The following is a 19,583-nucleotide window of genomic DNA, read 5'->3' as shown; positions in this document are numbered from 1 at the left end:
TCGTTACAACTGGATCCAGGTGGCCTTGATCTCGCTGTACTTGTCGAAGGCGTGCAGCGATTTGTCGCGGCCGTTGCCGGACTGCTTGTAACCACCAAACGGTGCGGTCATGTCGCCGCCATCCCAGCCGTTCACCCAGACGCTGCCGGCGCGTAGCTGGCGCGCAACCCGATGCGCGCGGCCCAGATCGCGTGTCCAGAGACCGGCGGCCAGTCCGTAGCGGCTGTCGTTGGCCACGCGCACGGCTTCGGCCTCGTCGTCGAAACCGAGCACCGCCAGCACCGGCCCGAACACTTCCTCGCGTGCCAAGGCCTGCTCCGGGCGCACCTGGTCGAACACCGTCGGCTGCACATAGCTGCCACCCGCCTCCACCTCGGCACGATGCCCGCCCAGCAGCAGGCGGGCACCTTCAGCTTCGGCGCGTGCGATATCCCGCATCACCTTGTCCAGATGCGCGGCGTCCACCAGCGCGCCCATCGGTGCGTCGGCGTCCAGCGGATGCTGCGGCTGCATGTGCTGGCCATAAGCAACCACCTGGTGCACGAAATCCTCACGGATCGAGCGCTGCACCAGCAAGCGCGACCCGGCGGTACAGACTTCGCCCTGGTTGAAGAAGATGCCCTGCGCCACGGCCTTGGCCGCCGCGTCCAGATCGGGAGCGTCGGCGAACACCACGTGCGGGCTCTTGCCGCCGCATTCCAGCCAGACCCGCTTGAGGTTGGATCGCCCGGAACACTCCAGCAGCTTCGCGCCGGTGGCAGTGGAACCGGTGAACGCCAACACATCCACGTCCATGTGCAGGGCCAGCGGTTCGCCGACGCGCGTGCCATGGCCCGGCAGCACGTTCAGCACGCCCTCCGGCAGGCCCGCCTCGGCGGCCAGCGCCGCAAGCCGCAGCGCACTCAGCGGCGACCGCTCCGAAGGCTTGAGCACCACCGAATTGCCCATCGCCAGTGCCGGCGCGATCTTCCAGCAGGCCATCAGCAACGGGAAATTCCACGGCACGATGGCCGCCACCACGCCCGCGGCCTCGCGGGTGACCAGTCCGAGTTCGTGCGGGCCAGTCGGCGCGATCTCGCCATACAGTTTGTCCACCGCTTCGGCGGTCCAGCTCAGGCAGCGCACCACACCGGGCAGGTCGATACGGCGCGCGTCACGCACCGGCTTGCCCATGTCCAGGGTTTCCAGCAGCGCCAGCTCATCGGCGTGCTTCTCCACCAGCGCGGCCAGCGCCAGCAACACGCGCTTGCGATGCGCCGGGCTCGCCTGCGACCAGTGGCCCGCCTCGAAGCTGCGCCGCGCGGCCAGTACCGCGCGCTCGACATCCTGCGCGTCGCAGTCGGCAACCGCGCCCAGCACGCGACCATCGATCGGGCTGATGCAGTCGAAGCGGGCGCCGCTGGCGGCATCGACATAACGGCCGTCGATGAAGGCCTGGCCCGGCATCGAGAGCTGAAGGGACAGCGCCTGCCAGTGGCTGCGGTCGGGGAAATCGGCCATGGTAAGCTCCAGCGGTCAACGAGCCTTGGTTATACCGGGACCGCCGCGACTCCACCGTGACGCGGCTGCGCTACATTCGTCGTATCGGACCCGATGGAGCTGGCATGAAGCGTCCCGAAAGCGACCTGCACGACCTGGCCACCCAGCGTCCCGAGTCACTGGACGCGTACTGGATGCCGTTCACCGCCAACCGCCAGTACAAGGCCGCGCCGCGCCTGCTGGTACGCGCCGAAGGCATGCACTACGAGGACGTCGACGGCCGCCAGATCCTCGACGGCACCGCCGGCCTGTGGTGCTGCAACGCCGGCCACGCCCGCCCGCGCATCGTTGAGGCCATCGTCGAGCAGGCACGTACCCTCGACTATTCGCCGGCCTTCCAGATGGGCTCGCCGCCGGCCTTCACGCTGGCGCAGCGGCTGGCCGCACTGGCGCCTGCCCCGCTCAACCATGTGTTCTTCACCAGCTCCGGCTCGGAGGCGGTGGATACCGCGATGAAAATCGTGCTGGCCTACCACCGCCAGCGTGGCGAGGGCCAGCGCACCCGCTTCATCAGCCGCGAGAAGGCCTACCACGGAGTGGGCTTCGGCGGCATGGCACTGGGTGGACTGCCCAACAACCGCAGGGCGTTCGGCCTGCAGCTGGGCGGCGTGGACTACCTGCGGCATACCCTGGACCTGCCGCGCAATGCGTTCAGCAGGGGCCTGCCGCGCCAGGGCGCCGAGCTGGCCGACGACCTGGAACGACTGATCGCGCTGCACGACGCCTCGACCATCGCGGCGGTGTTCGTCGAGCCCATTGCCGGATCTGCCGGGGTGATCCTGCCCGCGCCGGGCTACCTGCAGCGCCTGCGCGAGCTGTGCGACCACCACGGCATCCTGCTGGTGTTCGACGAGGTCATCACCGGCTTCGGCCGGGTCGGCATGCCCTTCGCCGCGCAGCGCTTCGGAGTCACTCCGGACCTGCTGACCTTCGCCAAGGCGGTCAGCAACGGCGCGGTACCGCTGGGTGGCGTGCTGGCCAGCGACGCCGTGCATGCAACCCTGATGCAGGCACCGCCACAGGCCATCGAGCTGTTCCATGGCTATACCTACTCGGGGCATCCGCTGGCCTGTGCGGCGGCGCTGGCCACGCTGGAGGTCTATGCCGAGGAGCGCCTGTTCGAGCGTGCCATAGAGCTGGGCGAATACTGGCAGGAACGCCTGCATGCGCTGCAGGGCCTGCCCAACGTGATCGACATCCGCAACTTCGGGCTGGTCGGCGCGGTCGAGCTGGCACCGCGCCGCGATGCCCCCGGCAGCCGTGGCTACGAGGTGTTCCGGCGCTGCTTCCACGACGGCCGGCTACTGGTGCGCTGTACCGGCGACATCATCGCGCTGTCGCCGCCGCTGATCGTGGACAAGGCACAGATCGACCAGATCACCGGCACCCTGGGCGAGATGATCCGGGCCACCGCCTGAGCCCGGGCCGGCGGTGGCGAGCGGGTACAATGGGCGGTTCCGCTCCTGCTCGCTGCCGTGCCCATGGATATCGTCGTCAAAGAAGAACTCAAGGCCTACATCGACCCGCTGACCGCGGACGAACATGACGCGCTGGAGCGCAGCATCCTGGCCGAAGGCTGCCGCGATGCGCTGGTGCTGTGGGGTGACGTGCTGGTCGATGGCCACAACCGTTTCGGCATCTGCCAAAAGCACGGCCTGCCGTTCAATACCGTGCAGAACACCCGCTTCCAGAGCATGGAAGACGTGCACCTGTGGATGATCGAGCAGCACCTGGGCCGCCGCAGCGTGTCCGATTTCCAGCGCGGTGTGCTGGCGCTGCGCAAGCGCGACATCCTGGCCGCCCGCAAGCAGATCGAGCAGGCGCAGCTGCAGCGCGAGAGCGATGGCACCGCCGAAGCCGTCGAGGACGCGGGTGAGGACAGCCCGCCGTGGGAGCCGGCACCGAAGATCAGCCGCGCCGAGCTGGCCCGCGAGGCCAAGCTGAGCACCAGCCAGGTCGGCATGATCGAACGCATCCACGCCCAGGCCGCGGCCGAGGTGGTGGAAGCGGTGAAGGCCGGCGTGATCTCGATCAGCGCCGCTGCTGCCGTGGCCGACCTGCCGGAAGACGAGCAGCGCGCCGCTGCCGCCGGTGGCAAGGATGAGCTGAAGCAGGCCGCCAAGCGCGTGCGGGAGTCCAAGCGCAAGCCGCGCGCACCGAAGCCGGAAGCAGCCGAGATGGACTTCGAGGAAGCGGACGAGGACGAGATCGCCAGCCGCGACGCCGAGGTGCTGTCGGCGCTGGAGCAGCTGGGCGAGGATGCGCCGGCGCTGCGCCGCCGCGTGGTCGCGCTGACCCGCGAGAACGACACCCTGCGCGCGCAGCTGGCGGCGTTGCGCAAGCAGCTCGAAGCGCTCTGAACCACCGGGTAGTGCCGGCCGCTGGCCGGCAACCCCATGAACGTTCCGGGTGCGTTGCGGATGCCGGCCAGCGGCCGGCACTACCCGGTGCTCATCCGCTGGCAGGTAGACTTCCGGCATGACGTCTGCCAACGATCCGCGCCGCGCACAGCTGCGGCGCCTGAAAGCCCTCGCGCTGGGCCTGCTGCTGTTGATGCTGGCCGGTTTCGCGGTCAGCCACTGGCAAGGCGAGCGCGGCATCTGGGCCTGGGTTTCGGCCTTCTGCGAGGCCGCAGCCGTGGGCGCACTGGCCGACTGGTTCGCGGTCGTTGCCCTGTTCCGGCGGCCGATGGGCCTGCCGATCCCGCACACCGCGATCATCCCGCGCAGCAAGGAACGCATCGGCGACAGCCTGGCCCTGTTCGTGCGCGACCAGTTCCTGGAGCCGGGTGTGCTGCTGGCAAAGCTGCAGGTGTTCGATCCGGCCAGCCGCCTCGGCAGCTGGCTGGCCGACCCCGCGCGCTCGCGGATGCTGGCCGACATGGCCCGCGGCTGGGCCCTGCAGGCTCTGGACTTCTTCGACGAAACCGCGGTGCGCCGGCAGCTGCACACCTTCGTGGTGCAGCAGCTGCGGCAGTGGAATGCCGCCGCCACCGCCGGTGAGCTGCTGGCCCTGCTGACCGCCGACGGACGCCACCAGCGCGTGCTGGACGAAGGCCTGCAGCGGCTGGGGCGCTGGCTGGAGCAGCCGGAGGTGAAGGAACGTGCCTCGCAGCTGATCGTGCGTTATATCCAGCGCGAATGGCCGACGCTGTCGAGCACGGTGAACTGGGTCAAGCCGATCGATGAGATCGGCGACAGCCTGGCCGAACGCCTGGCGCGGGCGGTGCTGGAAGAACTGCAGCAGGTACTGGCCGAGCCGCAGCATCCGCTGCGCCAGGACTACGAGACCTGGCTGCAGAACTACGTGCAGCGCCTGCGCGAGGACCCGGCCCTGGCCGAGCGCATCGAACAGCTCAAGCAGGAAATGATCGACCACCCCGCCCTGCAGGAGTATGTGCAGGGACTGTGGGCGCGCATCCACGCCGGCCTGCGCGCCGACCTGCAGCGCGAGGACTCGGCGCTGGTCGGCCACCTGCAGCGCAGCCTCGCCTCGCTGGGCAGCAGCCTGCAGGCCGACCCGGCCCTGCGCGAGGCCCTCAACCAGCACCTGCTGGAGGGCGCCCAGCGTCTGACCGGCCGCCTGCGCGAAGGCGTGACCACGCATATCGCGCAGACCGTGAAAAGCTGGGACGAACGGCACCTGGTCGAGCAGCTGGAACTGAGCGTGGGCCGCGACCTGCAGTTCATCCGCTTCAACGGCACCCTGGTGGGTGGCCTGATCGGCCTGCTGCTGCATGCGGCGACGGTGGTGTTCGGGTTCTAGGCCTCAGCGCGCCCTTCGGATCATCACGCTTGATTCATAAAATGCGAATGCCTATCATTTACTGATCGATTGTACGCTTAGCCAATCGGGTGCGGAAGACGCACCCATCGCCCGTGTACATCCCCGACCTCTGGACTGCCCGTCTGCGCGGGCCGTGCTTCGTCGATGGGACACGCTGGGCGACATGCGCAGGGCGCAAGGGGGCCGCGGACGCGTTCCATCCCCTCTCCTACCTGCAGGAATGCCGTGGACCGCTCGCCCGCAACCGCCAGCCCCCGCACCTTTTTCTCCAACCCGCGCTGGGGCGTGCTGTCACGCTCGTTGGCCGCGATCTTCGGCGGTTACGCGCTGGCCTCGGTGACCAGCGTGTTCTGCGCCGTGGCCCTGCCTGGCGCACGTGGCCAGACCGTGCTGACCGGCATGCTGCTGGCCATCCTGGTCGCCGCCTGTGCGGCACTGTGGGCATTCGCCACCCGCAGCGCGCTGCGCGCCTGGGTCGGTATCCTCGCGCCCGCGCTGCTGATGGCCGTCATTGCGCGCCTGCTGGGGGCCTGGGCATGAAGAACGGGTTCCGCCAGTCGATGGCCTGGCTGCACACCTGGACCGGCCTGCTGGTTGGCTGGTTGCTGCTGCTGATCTTCATGGCTGGCACGGCCAGCTACTACCGCGAGGAAATCAGCCGCTGGATGCGTCCGGAACTGCCGTCCAGCAACGTCAGCATCGACGTCGCCGCACAGCGCGCGGTGGACTACCTGCAGGCCAACGCCGCGCAGGCCGAGAACTGGTTCGTCACCCTGCCGCAGCCGCGCAACCCGGCCATGCAGATGTTCTGGCGGTTGCCACCGGAACTGGCCGATCCCAGCCGTGGCCGCCGTGGTGGCTTCGGTGATGCCACGCTGGACCCGAACACCGGCCAGGCACTGAAAGCGCGCGAGACCCGCGGCGGTGATTTCTTCTACCGCCTGCACTTCGACCTGCACTACATCCCGGTGCTGTGGGCCCGCTATCTGGTCGGCTTCTGCGCGATGTTCATGCTGGTGGCGATCATCACCGGTGTCATCACCCACAAGAAAATCTTCAAGGACTTCTTCACCTTCCGCAAAGACAAGGGCCTGCGTTCCTGGCTGGATTTCCACAACGTCAGCGCGGTGATGGCCCTGCCCTACCACGCGATGATCACCTACACCGGCATCGTCACGCTGATGATCATGTACCTGCCGTGGGGCGTGAAGGTGGCCTACCCGCAGGACGAGGACAAGTTCTTCTTCGAGGCCTTCGGCGGCATGCCGGAGGTGACCGCGCCGGCCGAAGGCCGCGCCACCCCGCTGCCGATCGCACAGCTGCTGGACAGCGCACGCGCGCATTGGCACGGCGTGGAGGTGGCCGGCTTCACCGTGTCCCATCCGGGCGCGGCCAATGCGGTGATCGACATCCGCCAGCGCGACGGCAAGCGCCTGTCCACCGACACACCGGCCGTGCGCTACAACATGATCACGGGTGCGCTGCTGGAAGAAACACCGCCTTCCGGTGGCGCCACCGCCACCCGCGGCGTGCTGTACGGCCTGCACCTGGCGCGCTTCGCCGACTGGGGCCTGCGCGCACTGTTCTTCCTGTCCGGCCTGGTCGGCTGCCTGATGGTGGCCAGCGGCGTGGTGCTGTGGGCAGTGAAGGAACGGCCCAAGCACGCCAAGAGTGGCCGCATCGGCTTCGGCCTGCGCCTGGTCGATGCGCTGAACATCGGCACCGTGGCCGGCCTGCCGATCGCCTTCGCCGCCTACTTCTGGGGCAACCGCCTGCTGCCGCTGGACATCGCCGAGCGCTCCAGCGCCGAAGCCAACGTGTTCTTCTACGCCTGGGGTGCGGCACTGCTGGCCGCCTTCATCTGGCCCAAGCGGATGATGTGGGCCTGGCAGCTGTACCTCGGTGCGGCGGCGTTCGCGCTGGTGCCGGTGGTCAATGCACTGACCACGCATGCGCACCTGGGCATCACCCTGCGCAACGGCGACTGGGTGCTGGCGGGCTTCGATCTGTCGATGATCGCGTTCGGCGCGATGCTGGCGCTGTGTGGCTGGCGCATGCAGCGCTGGACGCCACCGCTGTCTGCAGCCGAGAAGAAGAAGCGTGCTGCCGCCGCAGCGGCACCCAAGGCCCCGGTGGACGCTGTGGAAACCGCCGAAGCGGAGGCCAGCGCATGATGCTGCTGGCGTTGACCCTGTCGTTCTCTGCGTTCACCGCGTTGTCGCTGGCGATGGAGAAGCACCAGCACGATCTGCACGGCAAGGCTGCAGCCACCCCGGCACGGCGCACGCAGTGGCGGGTGCTGGGCTGGGTACTGCTGGCGGTAGCGTTCGCACTGTGCGTGGTCGACCACGGCTGGGCGATGGGCCCGGTGCTGTGGCTGGGCGTGATGACCGTCGGCGGCGTGGCGTTGTCGTTCGGGTTGTACCCGTACCGGCCGAAATGGATCGCGCCGCTGGCGATCGCGCTGCCCGTGACCGGGCTGCTGGTGGCGTTGCTGTAGCAGAGCCACCGGGGTCGGATCCCTTGCGCGCAGCGCAAGGGCTCTGACCCCGGGTACGTAGATCCGGATGGGGTCAGAGCCCCTGCGCTTCGCGCAGGGGATCCGACCCCGGGCATCGGCTTACCCCAACCGCTTCAGTTCCCACGCGCGGTGGATGCGCGCGTTGCGCTCGAAGTCCGGGCCGATGGTGCGCGCGGTGATCTCGCGGCACTGGGCGAATTCGGCGATGGCGTTCTCTTCCAGCTTGAAGCGTCGGAAGTTGTTGGAGAAGTACAGCACGCCACCCGGTGCCAGCCGCGCCACCGCCGCGCGCAGCAGCTTCAGTTGTTCGCGCTGCACGTCGAAGTCGTCGGCACGCGCGGAGTTGGAGAACGTCGGCGGATCGCAGAAGATCACGTCGTACTGGCCACGGTCGCCTTCCAGCCACGCCATCGCATCGGCCTGCACCAGCAGGTGCTGGTTGCCGCCCTGCCCGTTCAACGCCAGGTTGTCGTAGCACCACTGCAGGTAAGTGGCCGACAGGTCGACGCTGGTGGTGCTGGCGGCACCGGCCACCGCCGCCTGCACGCTGGCCACGCCGGTGTAGCAGAACAGGTTGAGGAAACGCTTGCCACGCGCCTGCTCGGCCATCATCCGGCGCAGCGGGCGGTGGTCGAGGAACAGACCGGTGTCCAGGTAGTCGAACAGGTTCACCTGCAGCAGCGCGTTGTTCTCGCGCACCACGATGAATTCGTCACGCTGCTCGAAACGGCCGTACTTGCTGCCGCCCTTGCCGCGCTCGCGCGACTTCATCGACACCTGTTCCGGCGGCACGCCGAATACTTCGCGCGCGGCCGCCAGCAGCTCGTTGCGGCGGCGGCGCACGTCGTTCTCCGGAATCGCCGCCGGTGCAGCGTATTCCTGCACATGCAGGAAGGTGCGGCGCTTGCCACCGTCTTCCTCGTAGACATCGATGGCTGCCGCGTACTCCGGCAGATCGGCATCGTAGGCGCGGAAGCAGGTGATGTCCTCGCGGGCGCGCCAGCTCTTGAACTTCTTCAGGTTCTTGCGCAGGCGGTTGGCCACCATCTGCGCGCCTTCGCTCAGTTCGCGCGGCTGCGCCGGGTCGCGGCCCGGCACGGCGATCGGGTCGCAGACGATCAGCGCGCATTCCAGCGCACCGTTGAACATCTGGTACTTCTTGCCTGCACGCAGGCCGGTGGCAAAGGCCAGTTCGTCGTTGCCGCACAGCAGGCTGGCGCGCCACTGCGGCACGGCCTTCTGCAGGGCGTTGCCGAGCGCGCGGTACAGCGCCGGATCAGCGGCCAGGCGCTCGTCGTACGGCGGGTTGCAGACCACCGCACCGATCTCCTGCTCCGGCGCGGCCAGGTCGGCCACATCGGCGCGGGTGAAGCGGATCGCGTGGGCAACACCAGCCACCTCGGCATTCTCGCGTGCCGCCTGGATCGCGGTCGGGTCGATGTCGCTGCCGTGGATGACCGGCTTCAGCGCGGCCAGGCCAGCCGCTTCGCGGTCACGCGCCTCGCTCTGGATGCTCTTCCAGGCCGCCTTGTCGAAGCCCAGCCAGCGGCTCGGCGGCAGGCTGCCATGGCGCATCAGGCCGGGAGCAACGTCGGCGGCCATCAGCGCGCCTTCAATCAGCAGCGTGCCGCTGCCGCACATCGGGTCCAGCAGGCCGCCACCGGCAGCGTGCAGGCGCGGCCACTGCGCGCGCAGCAGCAGCGCGGCGGCCAGGTTTTCCTTCAGCGGTGCCTCGTGGGCGGCGCCGCGCCAGCCACGGCGATGCAACGGGCCGCCGCCGAGGTCGATCGACAGCGAGGCGCGGCCTTTGCGCAGTGACAGGTTGACGCGCACATCCGGCAGGTCGGTGTTGACCGACGGGCGCTCCAGGCCTTCATCACGCATGCGGTCGACGATGGCGTCCTTGATCCGCTGCGCGGCAAAGCGGGCATGGGTGATCTTGTCGCCCGACACATGCGCGTCCACCGCCAGGGTCATCTCCGGCTTGATGTGCTCGTGCCACGGCAGCGCACGCACGCCGTCGTACAGGGCCTGTTCGTCCGGGCAGTCGAACTCGTCGATCGGCCACAGCACGCGGCTGGCCAGGCGCGACCACATCACGATCCGCAGCGCCTGCTCCAGTTCGCCCTCGGCATTGACGCCGGCAATGGTGGCAGTGGCCTTGCCAAGGCCCAGGGCCGACAGTTCATCGGCAAGCAGGTATTCCAGGCCCTTGGCGCAGGAGACGAAGAATTTCACGGGATCGGTTCGCAGGTGGTCGGGCGCGGCACAGGGGCCGGGCCAGTCGGAAAGGAGGGCCGTAGGCACGGCCGGCAGGCCCGCGCCGGGGGCGGCGGGGCTGCCATTGTAGTCAATGCGGGCGGGCGCGCCGTGCGCCCGGGCTTCACAGTTGCCGCAGCAGGCGCTCGAAGGCCTGCGCGGAGGCCTCCACGTGGTGCTCCAGGCGGTGGCCGTCGTCGACCAGCAGCAACTGCGCCGAACGCGCCTGAGCCCAGGCGATCACTCCAGCGGCCGGCACCACATCGTCATGCCAGGCCTGGACCACGGTGGTCGGCACGGCGGCGGCGTCCAGCGCCGGCATCGGGCCCATGGTGGTCGGCGGCACCATCAGGAACAGGCCGGCCACCGGCACCTGCAGCGAGGCGATGGCAGAGATGTAGGCACCCAGGCTGGAGCCGGCCAGCACCACCGGGCCCTGTTGGGCAGCGATGGCGGTGCGTTCGACCAGGCGGCGCAGCCGGGTCGGCACATCGCCCACCCGGCTGACCTCGCTCATCGCGTCCAGGTCGGTGTAGTCCGGACGCTCATGGGTCCAGCCCAGTCGCTGCGCCACGTCGGCCAGCGCAGTGACCTTGGTCGCTTCCGGGCCGCTCTCGAAACCATGCGACAGGATGCAGTGGCCGCGGCTCATGCGCGTGCTCCGTGCGAGCGGGCCGATGAGGAAAGGGAAGGCAGGTTCATGCCGCAATGCTAGCATCGCCGGATGCCCAACCCGCTCCTGCCCGGCCTGCAGCTGCAGCCCCTGCCCTACCAAGACCGTCTGCCGCTGCGCGACCCGGCCACGCTGGAGATGGTGGTGATCCACTGCACCGAGCTGCCCGATCTGGCGATGGCCCGCGAATACGGCGAGCGCGTGCTGTATGACAGCGGCGCCGGCAACAGCGGCCACTTCTACATCGACCGCGATGGCAGCGTGGTGCAGTACGTGGCACCGGAACGGGTGGCCCACCACGTGCGTGGCATGAACGCGCATACGCTGGGCATCGAGCTGGTCAACACCGGGCGCTACCCGCACTGGTTCGACAGCCGCCAGCAGGCGATGGACGAGCCCTACACCGAGGCACAGCTGCAGGCGCTGGAACGGCTGCTGCAGGCGCTGGTGGTGCGCTATCCGTCGCTGCGGCGGATTGCCGGGCATGACCAGCTGGACCTGGAGCAGGTGCCGGCCAGCGATGACCCGGCGCTGATGGTGGCACGCAAGCGTGATCCGGGGCCGCTGTTCCCGTGGGCGCGGATTCTGGCGAAGGTGCCGTTGCAGGGGCTGGATTGATCGACAGGGCTGCGCCCTGTACCCGCAGCGGCAACATCAACATCAAAAGCGGGCAATCCGTGGGATGGCGGGATGGGTCCGGTTGCGAGGGACGCCGTAAACCCGTCCATGGGGGCTTGGCCGCGGCATCCATGCCGCGGACACCCTCGCAACCGGACCCACCCCGCCTTCGACAGATCTCTGCTGCTGTTGGTGGGTGTCGACCTTGCTCGACACGGGGTCGGATCCCGTGGCTACGCAACGGGCTCTGACCCGGATTTTCAGTTGATGGGGTCAGAGCCGTTTTCCGTTGGAAAACGGATCCGACCCCGCGCGGCTCAGGCGCCGCTGGCCACGGGGCGGCTGCTGTCGCTCACCCAACCGCTCCACGAATCGGCGTAGATGCGCGCGCCGGAGAGGCCCGCCGTTTCCATCGCCAGCAGCAGGTGGCAGGCGGTCACGCCGGAGCCGCACATCAGCACCACCTGCTGTGGATCGCGGTTGCCGATCACGCCCTGCAGTTCGGCCCGTAGCTCCTGTGGGTCGCGCAGGTGGCCGTCGAGTACGTTCAATGCGAACGGGCGGTTGACCGCGCCCGGCACGTGGCCGGCGACCGGATCCAGCGGCTCCACTTCGCCACGGAAGCGTTCACCCGCGCGTGCGTCGACCAGCCAGCCCGGCGCGTGCTTCAGACGTGCGCTGATCTCATCGGCATTGGCGATCTGGGTGGTGTCGAAACGGCCCGGGTAAGTTGGCAGCGCGGTGACTTCGCCCTGCCCGGTTGCCAGCGTGTGACCGGCGGCCTGCCAGGCGGCGATGCCGCCGTCGAGCACGGCCACCTTGCTGTGCCCGATCAGGCGCAGCAGCCACCACAGGCGCGCGGCGGCCATGCTGCCATCGCTGCCGTCGTAGACCACCACCTGGGTGTCGGGACCGATGCCCCACTGGCCCAGTTTCGCGGCGAAGGCATCGCTGTCCGGCAGCGGGTGACGGCCGTGGCCGCTGCGGGTCAGATCCGACAGGTCCCGATTGAGGTCGGCATACACCGCGCCCGGAACATGCCCCGCCAGATACTGGCCGTTACCCGCCTGCGGATCGGCCAGCGAGGAACGTGCATCGACCACGCGTACGGCGGTACTGGCAGTAGCACGTGCGTCGACCACGCGAACGCCCTCGCCCAATGCAGCGGCCAGGGTGGCGACATCGACCAGGGTGGTCCACGGCGGATCGATCGGCTTCATTGCACTTGCTCCAGGCGGCGACGCAGGTTGTAGAGGATGGCGGCGGTGGCGCCCCAGATGCGCTGGCCGGGCCAGCCATATTCGAGGACGTGGCGGACGCGGCCGCGATGATTGATTTCGACCTGGTGCAGGTTGTCGGCTGCCATCAGGTAATCGAGCGGCACTTCAAACACTTCGGCCACTTCACTGGGCTGTGGCACCGGTACGAAATCCGGATCGACCACGGCCACCACCGGCGTGACCCGGTAGCCGGTGATCGTCACGAAGGGATCGAGATAGCCCAGCGCCTGCACCTGGCCGGGCGCCAATGCGATTTCCTCCTGGCTCTCGCGCAGTGCAGCGGCCAACGCATCGCGGTCATCGGGTTCGGTGCGGCCACCGGGGAAACCGACCTGGCCACCATGGGTACGCAGGGTTTCGGTGCGCCGTGTAAGAATCACCTGCGCACCGTTGGCGCGCGGCACGATGCCCGCCAGCACGGCGGCTTCCACCGGGGGCCCGGGCGGCAGCAGATCGATCAGTTCACTGCGGTTCCAACCGTCGCCGGCCGGCGGCTCGGCCAATGGATGCAGCGCGCGCATCAAGCGTTCGTGGTCGGCCAGCGAACCGCGCAGTGATTGCTGCAGTTGTTGGCGCAGCGGTTGCACGCGATGCAGGATGCGGCTGCGCTCGTCGTTGCTCATCGACGACCACCGTGCGATTTCATCGATGTGCCGCCCGCAGCCGGTGCATTGCCGGCCTGGATCCAGCGTGCACACTCCGATGCAGGGACTTGCGACAACACGCGCCGTTTCTTCCATTGTTTGCACTCGGCAACAGTAGCGCGATCGGGCTGAATTTGCGCGGGGTCATTCTGCGGTGCGTGGCAGCGTCGCGCTCCGCGCAAACAAAAACGCGCCGGTGGGATCACCGGCGCGTTTCGTTTACGGCTTCGATTTACTTGACGCTGACCAGCTTGATCTCGAACTGCACAGCCACGTTCGGCGGGAACGGGGTGCGCGGGTCGGCACCGTAGGCCTGGTCCGGCGGCAGCGTGACTTCCCACTTCGAGCCAGCCGGCATCTGCAGCAGGGTCTCGCGCATGGCCTTCATTTCGACTTCGCTGACCTTGATCGACGGAATCTGCTGGGCCGGGCGGGCTTCGGTCGGGCGCTGGCCGTACGGGAACGGACCGGCCACTTCCAGCTGCACGGTGCTGGCCTGGGTCGGCTTGGCGCCCTTGCCGGCTTCGATCACGCGGTACTGGACGCCGCTCGGCAGGGACTGCACGCCGGCCTTGGCCTTGTTTGCCGCGATGAACTGATCGCTCTTGGTCTTGTTTTCGGCAGCAGCCTTTTCGTACTCGGCCTTGGCAGCCTGGGCACGGCCCTGCTCGCGCTTCTGGAACGCTTCAACGGCCGGCTTCAGCTGCTCGGCGGTGATCGCCGGCTGCTTCTTGGCGTAGGCGTCCTGCAGGCCCTTCACCACCGAGTTGATGTCCAGCTGCTCACCACGACCGGTCAGCTCCGCCAGGTTGTTGCCGTAGTCGTAACCGAAGTAGTAGCTCAGCTTGCCCTTTTCGGACGAGACGTCCTGGGCGAAGGCATTGCCCGTCAGGGCCAGGGCCGCGACGGCGACCGCGATAGAACGCAACTTCATCAAACAGTTCTCCAGGGGTGGTAACTCAGGGACGTTCTGCGCCGCCCTGAGGCGACGGGTTAGGATAACGGGCACAACGTGTAACCGCTACTCACGATGCAGGCTAAGACCCGTCTGCGTTCGCGGAGTTCAATCTCACTTTTTTTTAACGTTTCAGGAGTTTTCCCCGTGGCCGATGCCCTGATCGCCGTCGCCGACGACGGCGCCATCCGCACCGTGACCGTCCAGCGCCCGGACAAGCTCAACGCCTTGAATGCCGCGACCCTGCAGGCGCTGGCCGAGGCGTTCAGCGCCGCCGCCGCCGACCCGGAGGTGCGTGTGGTGGTGCTGACCGGTGCCGGCCCGAAGGCCTTCGTGGCCGGTGCCGACATCGCCGAGATGAACACTCTCAGCGCGGTTCAGGGACGTGATTTCTCGCTTCTGGGCCAGGCCCTGATGCGCCAGATCGAACGCATGCCCAAGCCGGTGATCGCGCGCGTGAACGGCTTCGCCCTGGGCGGCGGGCTGGAGCTGGCGATGGCCTGCCATCTGCGCATTGCTGCCGATACGGCCAAGGTCGGGCAGCCGGAGATCAACCTCGGCCTGATTCCCGGCTTCGGTGGCAGCCAGCGCCTGCTGCGCCTGTGCGGCCGCGCCGCCACCCTGGAGCTGTGCCTGCTGGGTGCACCGATCAACGCCGCGCGTGCGCTGGAACTGGGCATCGTCAACGAGGTGGTGCCGGCCGACGCGCTGGACAACCGCGTGCAGGACATCGCCCGCCAGCTGGCACGCTCGGCCCCGCTGGCCCTGCGTGGGCTGCTCGACGCGGTACACGTGGGCGGCGAATGCAGCCTGGAGGCTGGGCTGGAGTACGAAAGCGCGCAGTTCGGCCTGCTGTTCGCCACCGAAGACATGCGCGAAGGCACCAGCGCCTTCCTGCAGCGCCGCCCACCGGCCTTCCAGAACCGCTGACGCCATGGCATCCCGACCCAACCCCGCGCAGCTGTTCGCCCGGGTCCAGGCAGACGATCTCGATGGCGCCCTGCAGGCCGGACTGATGGACTACGTCGCCCGTGCCGGCGACGAACAGCTGCTGCCCGGCCACCCGGACCTTCCACGACGCCTGCAGCAGGCGCAGCAGCAGCTGCACGCGGCCTGGGCCGCACGCGAACGCTACCGTGCCCGTGCCGTGCGCCTGGCCCGCCGCGAGGCCGAACGCGATGCGCGACGCACGCCGGCCCCGGCGCCGGACGTGAAGCCCGCCCTGCCCCCGGCCGCCGCCGCCATCCTCGCCCGGGCCAAGGCCCGCGCCACCGGCAAGGAGCAATAATGGCCACTGCGAAGAAAACCGCGCGTGCACCGGCGCGCCGTGGCGGCGTGATGCCGCGCGCCGATGTGGTGGAAATGTTCACCCGTCTGCGCGAACTCAATCCGCACCCGAAGACCGAACTGGAGTACAGCTCGCCGTTCGAACTGCTGGTGGCGGTCGCGTTGTCGGCGCAGGCCACCGACGTCGGCGTCAACAAGGCCACGCGCCGCTTGTTCCCGGTGGCCAACACGCCGGCGAAGATCCTCGCCCTGGGCGAAGACGGCCTGAAGCAGTACATCGCCACCATCGGCCTGTTCAACGCCAAGGCGAAGAACGTGATTGCCACCTGCGCGATCCTGCTGCAGAAGTACGGCGGCGAAGTACCTCGCGACCGCGAAGCACTGGAAGCCCTGCCGGGTGTCGGCCGCAAGACTGCCAACGTGGTGCTCAACACGGCCTTCGGCGAACCGGTGATGGCGGTGGACACGCATATCTTCCGCGTCTCCAACCGCACCGGCCTGGCCCCGGGCAAGAATGTGCGCGAAGTGGAAGACAAACTGGTGAAGGTGATTCCGGCCGAGTTCCTGCTCGACGCGCATCACTGGCTGATCCTGCACGGACGTTATGTGTGCAAGGCGCGCAAGCCGGATTGCCCGGGCTGCGTGATCGCCGACCTGTGCCGGTTCAAGGAAAAGACCCCGGCCGAGGCGTGACGGCGTTCGTGTTGTGACGAAACGAAGACGGCGGGCACAAGGCCCGCCGTCTTCGTTTGTAGACAAGGGTGCTTCAGGAGATCAGAACGACAGGTCGCCCCAGACGCCGAACTCCTTGGTCTTGTCGTTCTTCTTGTCGCCGGCGTTGGCCAGGTGCGTGTACTTGTACACGGTCGACAGCTTGAGGTTCTTCATGACCGGGAACTCGACGCCGACGTTCCAATACTTGTCGCTCAGGGTCGGGTCCAGGGTCTTGCTGACGTCGGTGTCATCGTAACGACCGAACACGTTGATGCCGCCGTCGGTGACGCGCACGCTGCCCCACACCGACCAGCCGCTGGTCTTGTCGGTGGCAACGGTCATCACGTTGTTGAGGTTCTTGGCCTGGAAGTACTCGCCACCGACGCGGAAGTCGCTGCTGGCGTAGGCGACCATCGCGTTGGCGCGGGTGTAGGTGTTCTCGGCGCTCTGGATGTCGGTTTCCTTGCCCAGCTTGCCGCTGTAGCCACCGACGGCGACCACGAAGTTCTCGTTCGGGGTGTAGGCCACGCGGCCTTCCACGTCCATGCCCTTGCTGCGGGTCGGGTTCTTGTAGCCGGCGCCGGACACGACCGAGACCGCGTAGTTGAAGTTGTTGCCCAGGTTGCCGAAGCCATGCAGGCCCCAGTCGGACGAGTTGCCGTACTTCAGGCGGTCGGTCAGGGTGTTCTCGACATAGCGCATGCCATAGAACTTCTCGACATACGGAATCCACGGCATGTCGGCGGCACCGACGCGCAGGTTGAAGGCCGGGTCGAAGCTGCCCTGCACGTAGGCCTTCTTGACGAACAGTTCGGTGTTGCCGATGGCCGAGCTGTACTGGAAGTCGGTGGTCAGGTTCGCCGACCAGATGTCGTTGAACTTGTGATCGACGGTCAAGTAGAAGCGCTTGACGTCCAGGCCGGTGCCGCTGGCGGCGGTGTCCTTGCCGTTGCTGGTCTTGTCGATGTTGGTCAGGTCGAAGAACATGCGACCGCCGATCTTGTTGTCATTGACCAGCTTGGCCAGCTTGTCGACGCTGGTCTGGGTCTTCTGCGCACCTTCCAGGGCCTGTGCCTGGGTGATGTTCACTTCAGACTGCGCATCGGACTGCGCCTGCAGCGCCTGCGAATCGTTCTGCAACTGCTGGACCTGGGCCTGCAGCGCAGCGATCTGTGCCTGCAGCTGCTGCAGCTGTGCCTGGGATACGCCCGTGCTGGCGGGGGCTGCGAAGGCGTCGGCGGAAACCAGACCGAGGCTTGCAACGACCGCGGCGGCGAGCAAATGGGAACGCATTTTGGATTTCTCCAGAGGGTTGGAATGGCTTGGGCAGAACGCCACGCCGGCAGGCCGGTCAAGCGTTTTGCGAACATTCCGTTAAAACCATGACAGCCGAATGACAACCTGAGCACCAACCACAGATTTCTTCGTGCGGTCATGCGTACGACTCATTTGCGGGCACATGCTTGTCGATCCCTTGCGGCATATGGCGTCATGTATCAGCGTCCCGGCCCGGACCGACCGCCGCGACGCTCTCACCTGCATCGATGGTTTCGTGTGGATGACGCAGCATCACTGCGGAATGCCAGGCTGGGATGGCATTGACGACCACACTGGGCAGGCCATCAGCGACATATAGAACGTGATCGCAACCGGGCCACGTCCGTCTCCGGTGCATTGGTCAACACGTTGCCCACAGCACTCAGAACCTTCACGCCCCTGGCTGTGCGGGCGCCGGGCAGCGCTGTAACGGTTGCGTCATACAACGGTCCCTGCGCTGTCATCGAACCGTTATGGAATGTGCGCCGGGCGGGTAACCCCGCATCCCAATCAACCCAGGAGCCACCCCGTGATCCACGCCTTCAAGTCGCGCGTTGCCGTTGCCGTCTTCGCAGCGTCGTCCGTGTTCGCCGCCAACGCCGCTGAAATCACCGGCGCGGGCGCCTCGTTCATCTACCCGGTGATGTCGAAGTGGTCGGCCGACTACAACGCCGCCACCAGCAACAAGGTCAACTACCAGTCGATCGGTTCCGGCGGTGGTATCGCCCAGATCAAGGCCAAGACCGTTGATTTCGGCTCCTCCGATGCTCCGCTGAAGCCGGAAGAACTGGCCGCTTCGGGCCTGGCGCAGTTCCCGTCGGTGATCGGCGGCGTGGTGCCGGTCGTCAACGTGGCCGGCATCGCCCCGGGCGCACTGAAGCTGGACGGCACCGTGCTGGCCAACATCTTCCTGGGCAAGATCAAGACCTGGAACGACCCGGCCATCGCCGCACTGAACCCGGGCGTGACCCTGCCGAGCGCCAAGATCACCGTCGTGCACCGCTCGGATGGTTCGGGCACCACCTTCAACTTCGTCAACTACCTGTCCAAGGTCAGCCCGGAGTGGAAGAGCTCGGTCGGTGAAGGCACCTCGGTCCAGTGGCCGGCCGGCATCGGTGGCAAGGGCAACGAAGGCGTTGCTGCCTACGTGAAGCAGATCAAGGGCGGCATCGGCTACGTCGAACTGTCCTACGCACTGCAGAACAAGCTGTCGTACACCGCGATGAAGAATGCCGCCGGCCGCTTCGTGCAGCCGAGCGATGCGTCGTTCGCCGCCGCCGCTGCCAGCGCCGACTGGGCCAGCGCCAAGGACTTCTACCTGGTGATGACCAACGCCCCGGGCGCCGAGTCCTGGCCGATCACCGCCACCAACTTCATCCTGGTGCACAAGAAGCCGAAGAACGCTGCCAACGGCAAGGCCACCCAGGAGTTCTTCCGCTGGGTCTACAAGAGCGGCGACGCCCAGGCCCGCCAGCTGGACTACGTGCCGCTGCCGGACAGCCTGGTCCGCCAGATCGAGACCTACTGGTCGCAGAACCTGAAGTAAGCAAGCGCGTTCCCCCGCAGGAACGGGATCGGCGGGTCCTCTCTCCCCCGCCGATCCCACCCGGGCGCGAGATCCTCGAGATCTCGCGCTCTTCTTGTTTTTGGGGTTGGTCGTGAAGAGCGCTGCGCCTTCGCTGATCCGTGGGTGAGTCGGTGGGCCAGGGCGTGCAGGACACGCCGTAAACCCTTCCTTGGGGGCTCGGCCACGGCATCCATGCCGTGGACGGTCCTGCACGCCCTGGCCCACCGCCTCTCGACAGTTCATCGGGGGCGCGGTGGGGTCATGAAAGGCAGGAGCAAAGGCAAGAGCGTTTGTAGAGCCCCGGCCGTCATATCGGTGCGCAGATCCGGGGTCTCCGGGCGCCTCCCGGACCGCGGCCAACCCCGTGAAACCCTTGTCAGAACGTGATCCAGGGCACCTCTGTCATGGTCGTAATACGGCTGT

At 67.5% G+C, this 19,583-nt stretch carries 18 protein-coding genes; 11 read left to right on the top strand and 7 right to left on the bottom strand.

Annotated features, from left to right (window positions below; all coding sequences use genetic code 11):
- Nucleotides 1-3: 3 nt before the first annotated feature.
- The gene (locus tag SriyCCGPB3_RS06880) at nucleotides 4-1,500 is read right to left on the bottom strand and encodes an aldehyde dehydrogenase (RefSeq protein WP_350260012.1); all 1,497 of its coding nucleotides are present in this window, start codon (nucleotides 1,498-1,500) and stop codon (nucleotides 4-6) included.
- 104 nt (nucleotides 1,501-1,604) lie between these two features.
- On the opposite strand from SriyCCGPB3_RS06880, the gene SriyCCGPB3_RS06875 reads away from it, so the two are divergent.
- From SriyCCGPB3_RS06875 to SriyCCGPB3_RS06850, 6 genes are all read left to right on the top strand, one after another.
- Entirely contained in the window at nucleotides 1,605-2,957 is a 1,353-nt protein-coding gene (locus SriyCCGPB3_RS06875; RefSeq protein WP_153856916.1) for an aspartate aminotransferase family protein, read from the top strand.
- Between the two features lie 63 nt (nucleotides 2,958-3,020).
- A complete protein-coding gene (locus SriyCCGPB3_RS06870; protein ID WP_110711751.1) occupies nucleotides 3,021-3,899 on the top strand; it encodes a plasmid replication/partition related protein in 879 nt (292 codons plus the stop codon).
- Nucleotides 3,900-4,017: 118 nt separating this feature from the next.
- Complete coding sequence (locus SriyCCGPB3_RS06865; protein ID WP_350260011.1) at nucleotides 4,018-5,304, top strand: DUF445 domain-containing protein; 1,287 nt, start codon at nucleotides 4,018-4,020, stop codon at nucleotides 5,302-5,304.
- Between the two features lie 246 nt (nucleotides 5,305-5,550).
- The gene (locus tag SriyCCGPB3_RS06860; protein WP_164162308.1) at nucleotides 5,551-5,865 is read left to right on the top strand and encodes a DUF3649 domain-containing protein; all 315 of its coding nucleotides are present in this window, start codon (nucleotides 5,551-5,553) and stop codon (nucleotides 5,863-5,865) included.
- A complete protein-coding gene (locus tag SriyCCGPB3_RS06855; RefSeq protein WP_110711749.1) occupies nucleotides 5,862-7,499 on the top strand; it encodes a PepSY-associated TM helix domain-containing protein in 1,638 nt (545 codons plus the stop codon). The genes SriyCCGPB3_RS06860 and SriyCCGPB3_RS06855 overlap by 4 nt, the downstream gene beginning before the upstream one ends.
- The gene (locus SriyCCGPB3_RS06850; protein WP_153856912.1) at nucleotides 7,496-7,825 is read left to right on the top strand and encodes a DUF3325 domain-containing protein; all 330 of its coding nucleotides are present in this window, start codon (nucleotides 7,496-7,498) and stop codon (nucleotides 7,823-7,825) included. Before SriyCCGPB3_RS06855 ends, SriyCCGPB3_RS06850 begins: the two co-directional genes overlap by 4 nt.
- A 120-nt stretch (nucleotides 7,826-7,945) precedes the next feature.
- On the opposite strand, the gene rlmKL is transcribed toward SriyCCGPB3_RS06850, so the two are convergent.
- Nucleotides 7,946-10,084 (bottom strand): bifunctional 23S rRNA (guanine(2069)-N(7))-methyltransferase RlmK/23S rRNA (guanine(2445)-N(2))-methyltransferase RlmL, encoded by a 2,139-nt coding sequence (gene rlmKL / locus SriyCCGPB3_RS06845; protein ID WP_049423319.1) that lies wholly within the window; start codon nucleotides 10,082-10,084, stop codon nucleotides 7,946-7,948.
- A gap of 145 nt (nucleotides 10,085-10,229) precedes the next feature.
- The gene (locus tag SriyCCGPB3_RS06840) at nucleotides 10,230-10,757 is read right to left on the bottom strand and encodes an alpha/beta hydrolase (protein WP_049399884.1); all 528 of its coding nucleotides are present in this window, start codon (nucleotides 10,755-10,757) and stop codon (nucleotides 10,230-10,232) included.
- 72 nt (nucleotides 10,758-10,829) lie between these two features.
- Here SriyCCGPB3_RS06840 and SriyCCGPB3_RS06835 point away from each other — a divergent pair, with 72 nt between their 5' ends.
- Nucleotides 10,830-11,396, top strand: coding sequence for an N-acetylmuramoyl-L-alanine amidase (locus SriyCCGPB3_RS06835; protein WP_110711748.1), 567 nt, complete (start codon nucleotides 10,830-10,832; stop codon nucleotides 11,394-11,396).
- Between the two features lie 317 nt (nucleotides 11,397-11,713).
- On the opposite strand, the gene SriyCCGPB3_RS06830 is transcribed toward SriyCCGPB3_RS06835, so the two are convergent.
- From SriyCCGPB3_RS06830 to SriyCCGPB3_RS06820, 3 genes are all read right to left on the bottom strand, one after another.
- Nucleotides 11,714-12,616 (bottom strand): sulfurtransferase, encoded by a 903-nt coding sequence (locus SriyCCGPB3_RS06830; protein WP_110711747.1) that lies wholly within the window; start codon nucleotides 12,614-12,616, stop codon nucleotides 11,714-11,716.
- Entirely contained in the window at nucleotides 12,613-13,416 is an 804-nt protein-coding gene (locus SriyCCGPB3_RS06825) for a CoA pyrophosphatase (protein ID WP_110711746.1), read from the bottom strand. The genes SriyCCGPB3_RS06830 and SriyCCGPB3_RS06825 overlap by 4 nt, the downstream gene beginning before the upstream one ends.
- Before the next feature lie 136 nt (nucleotides 13,417-13,552).
- Nucleotides 13,553-14,254, bottom strand: a complete 702-nt coding sequence (locus tag SriyCCGPB3_RS06820; protein WP_005408797.1) for an FKBP-type peptidyl-prolyl cis-trans isomerase N-terminal domain-containing protein — start codon at nucleotides 14,252-14,254, stop codon at nucleotides 13,553-13,555.
- Nucleotides 14,255-14,422: 168 nt separating this feature from the next.
- Here SriyCCGPB3_RS06820 and SriyCCGPB3_RS06815 point away from each other — a divergent pair, with 168 nt between their 5' ends.
- From SriyCCGPB3_RS06815 to nth, 3 genes are read left to right on the top strand one after another with little or no spacing between them, the layout of a single operon-like run.
- Nucleotides 14,423-15,205 (top strand): enoyl-CoA hydratase/isomerase family protein, encoded by a 783-nt coding sequence (locus SriyCCGPB3_RS06815; RefSeq protein WP_107432509.1) that lies wholly within the window; start codon nucleotides 14,423-14,425, stop codon nucleotides 15,203-15,205.
- Nucleotides 15,206-15,209: 4 nt separating this feature from the next.
- Nucleotides 15,210-15,563 carry a hypothetical protein gene (locus tag SriyCCGPB3_RS06810; RefSeq protein WP_049399879.1) on the top strand — a complete coding sequence of 118 codons (354 nt, stop codon included), beginning with the start codon at nucleotides 15,210-15,212 and terminating at the stop codon, nucleotides 15,561-15,563.
- On the top strand, nucleotides 15,563-16,255 hold the full coding sequence (gene nth / locus SriyCCGPB3_RS06805; protein ID WP_110711744.1) for an endonuclease III: 693 nt from the start codon (nucleotides 15,563-15,565) through the stop codon (nucleotides 16,253-16,255). Before SriyCCGPB3_RS06810 ends, nth begins: the two co-directional genes overlap by 1 nt.
- A gap of 81 nt (nucleotides 16,256-16,336) precedes the next feature.
- On the opposite strand, the gene SriyCCGPB3_RS06800 is transcribed toward nth, so the two are convergent.
- A complete protein-coding gene (locus SriyCCGPB3_RS06800) occupies nucleotides 16,337-17,569 on the bottom strand; it encodes a porin (RefSeq protein WP_110711743.1) in 1,233 nt (410 codons plus the stop codon).
- Nucleotides 17,570-18,122: 553 nt separating this feature from the next.
- Here SriyCCGPB3_RS06800 and pstS point away from each other — a divergent pair.
- Complete coding sequence (gene pstS / locus SriyCCGPB3_RS06795; protein WP_014646540.1) at nucleotides 18,123-19,139, top strand: phosphate ABC transporter substrate-binding protein PstS; 1,017 nt, start codon at nucleotides 18,123-18,125, stop codon at nucleotides 19,137-19,139.
- Nucleotides 19,140-19,583 lie beyond the last annotated feature (444 nt).

The sequence above is a fragment of the Stenotrophomonas riyadhensis genome (assembly GCF_040256885.1).
Lineage (GTDB): Bacteria > Pseudomonadota > Gammaproteobacteria > Xanthomonadales > Xanthomonadaceae > Stenotrophomonas > Stenotrophomonas riyadhensis.
This window is presented reverse-complemented; position numbering and strand designations above follow the sequence as displayed.

What these genes read in the sequence shown, in the direction of transcription:
- SriyCCGPB3_RS06830 (WP_110711747.1), bottom strand. Translation starts at nt 12,616, where the DNA reads ATGAAGCCGATCGATCCGCCGTGGACCACCCTGGTCGATGTCGCCACC.
- SriyCCGPB3_RS06825 (WP_110711746.1), bottom strand. Translation starts at nt 13,416, where the DNA reads ATGGAAGAAACGGCGCGTGTTGTCGCAAGTCCCTGCATCGGAGTGTGC.
- SriyCCGPB3_RS06800 (WP_110711743.1), bottom strand. Translation starts at nt 17,569, where the DNA reads ATGCGTTCCCATTTGCTCGCCGCCGCGGTCGTTGCAAGCCTCGGTCTG.
- SriyCCGPB3_RS06840 (WP_049399884.1), bottom strand. Translation starts at nt 10,757, where the DNA reads ATGAGCCGCGGCCACTGCATCCTGTCGCATGGTTTCGAGAGCGGCCCG.
- SriyCCGPB3_RS06880 (WP_350260012.1), bottom strand. Translation starts at nt 1,500, where the DNA reads ATGGCCGATTTCCCCGACCGCAGCCACTGGCAGGCGCTGTCCCTTCAG.
- SriyCCGPB3_RS06810 (WP_049399879.1), top strand. Translation starts at nt 15,210, where the DNA reads ATGGCATCCCGACCCAACCCCGCGCAGCTGTTCGCCCGGGTCCAGGCA.
- SriyCCGPB3_RS06870 (WP_110711751.1), top strand. Translation starts at nt 3,021, where the DNA reads ATGGATATCGTCGTCAAAGAAGAACTCAAGGCCTACATCGACCCGCTG.
- SriyCCGPB3_RS06835 (WP_110711748.1), top strand. Translation starts at nt 10,830, where the DNA reads ATGCCCAACCCGCTCCTGCCCGGCCTGCAGCTGCAGCCCCTGCCCTAC.
- SriyCCGPB3_RS06850 (WP_153856912.1), top strand. Translation starts at nt 7,496, where the DNA reads ATGATGCTGCTGGCGTTGACCCTGTCGTTCTCTGCGTTCACCGCGTTG.
- nth (WP_110711744.1), top strand. Translation starts at nt 15,563, where the DNA reads ATGGCCACTGCGAAGAAAACCGCGCGTGCACCGGCGCGCCGTGGCGGC.
- SriyCCGPB3_RS06820 (WP_005408797.1), bottom strand. Translation starts at nt 14,254, where the DNA reads ATGAAGTTGCGTTCTATCGCGGTCGCCGTCGCGGCCCTGGCCCTGACG.
- SriyCCGPB3_RS06875 (WP_153856916.1), top strand. Translation starts at nt 1,605, where the DNA reads ATGAAGCGTCCCGAAAGCGACCTGCACGACCTGGCCACCCAGCGTCCC.
- SriyCCGPB3_RS06865 (WP_350260011.1), top strand. Translation starts at nt 4,018, where the DNA reads ATGACGTCTGCCAACGATCCGCGCCGCGCACAGCTGCGGCGCCTGAAA.
- SriyCCGPB3_RS06855 (WP_110711749.1), top strand. Translation starts at nt 5,862, where the DNA reads ATGAAGAACGGGTTCCGCCAGTCGATGGCCTGGCTGCACACCTGGACC.